This is a genomic window from Pseudoalteromonas sp. BSi20439 (genome assembly GCF_000241165.1).
In the GTDB taxonomy this organism is placed as follows: domain Bacteria; phylum Pseudomonadota; class Gammaproteobacteria; order Enterobacterales; family Alteromonadaceae; genus Pseudoalteromonas.
Map to the genome: position 1 here is coordinate 1 of NZ_BADW01000124.1, position 1,615 is coordinate 1,615.

Below are 1,615 nucleotides of genomic sequence, written 5' to 3' on the forward strand. Positions count from 1 at the left end.
AACTGTTTTAGTGCTAGGTGAAACAGCAAGATCCCAAAATTTTTCTTTAAATGGTTATGAAAAGCAGACCAATAGCCTAACTAAAGACTTAGGCGTTGTTTCATTTAAAGATGTTACCTCCTGTGGAACAGCAACTGCGGTATCTGTACCTTGTATGTTTTCAAGGTTAAACAAAAACAACTACGAGAAAAGAGTGGCGGTAGCACAACAAAATGCCGTTGATTTAATTCACTTGGCAGGAGCTGAAGTGTATTGGATCAGCAATAATAATGGTAGCTGCAAAGGCGTTTGCTCAAGGGTAAAAACGGAGCAGATTTCTACTAATAGTAAAAATCCATTATGTGATGATGAGTACTGTTTCGATGAAGTTCTGGTTGACGAATTAAGAAAGAAACTTCATTCATTGAAAAGCGACAATACACTAATAGTACTTCATATGATCGGCTCTCATGGACCAACTTACTACCGACGCTACCCCAAAGATAAACGAGTATTTTCTCCTGACTGTCAACGTAGTGATATCCAAAATTGTAGTCAAGAGGAACTGGTTAATACCTACAACAACACTATTGCTTATACTGATTTAGTCTTGTCAGAAATCATCACAGAACTTGCAGCATTGAGCAATGAGAACAATATCAAAACATCAATGATTTATGTTTCTGATCACGGTGAATCTTTGGGCGAAAGTGGCGTGTATTTACATGGTTTACCTTACGCATTTGCACCAGAAGAACAAACAAAAGTGCCATTGATTTATTGGGGGGATAAATTACATCACAAAGCCAAGTTAGATTGTTTAAATAAAATTAGTGAACAGCCTATATCTCATGACAACGTATTCGATATTTTACTTGCTGAAATGCAAGTAAAGTCAAAAGTTTATCAACCTAAAAACAACCCTTTTAATCATTGTACTAATGGTGTTTCCGTAGCAAATGCAAAGTCACCAACAATTTCTCAAGGAGTAAACTAATCCGTGTTTGATAGTGAAAACAAGCCTAAAGGTTTTAATCGAGTTTATCTCGCAACATTAAATTCAACTAGAGCGTTCAAATGGCTCCTAAGGAATGAAGCCGCATTCAGACAAGAGTTACTGTTGCTCATATTGTCGATCCCCGTAACTTTCTTGTTCAATATTACACTGAAAGAGCAACTCATACTTATCATTGCGGTACTGTTCATTATGTTTACCGAGATAGTAAATACTGCAATAGAGGCAGTCGTTGACCGTATTGGTTTCGAAATACACCCACTGTCAGGTTTAGCGAAAGATTTAGGGTCTGCCGCAGTATTAGTGAGTATAGTGATTGCTATATGTATTTGGTTGGTAGTTCTTTTTTAATGACATACTCACATAGAGGAATTTTATATGAATAAACAATTTAACGATGCTCTGATAAAAGTACCTCAATTAACAATAGGGTTTTGGATAATAAAAATACTCGCGACTACGTTAGGTGAAACAGGTGGTGATGCTGTTTCAATGTCAATGAATTTGGGCTATTTAACCTGAGATCTGGTTAAGCCAACATTAGATTATTACTCTCTAAAATTTCAAGTTCTTGCGATGTTAAATCTAATGACGGCTTTTCCTCTTTTAGGCAATAGGCAA

Annotated in this window: 2 protein-coding genes and 1 pseudogene; all 3 read left to right on the forward strand. The window is 36.3% G+C overall.

What is annotated here, in order from left to right; genetic code table 11:
* The coding region (locus P20439_RS11515; RefSeq protein ID WP_036933762.1) for a phosphoethanolamine transferase at positions 1-976 on the forward strand (976 nt) is incomplete at its 5' end.
* A gap of 3 nt (positions 977-979) precedes the next feature.
* Complete coding sequence (locus P20439_RS11520; RefSeq protein ID WP_010558014.1) at positions 980-1,345, forward strand: diacylglycerol kinase; 366 nt, start codon at positions 980-982, stop codon at positions 1,343-1,345.
* A 27-nt stretch (positions 1,346-1,372) separates the two neighbouring features.
* Positions 1,373-1,510, forward strand: a pseudogene (locus tag P20439_RS18515) (hypothetical protein); the annotation flags it as partial.
* Between the last annotated feature and the right edge of the window lie 105 nt (positions 1,511-1,615).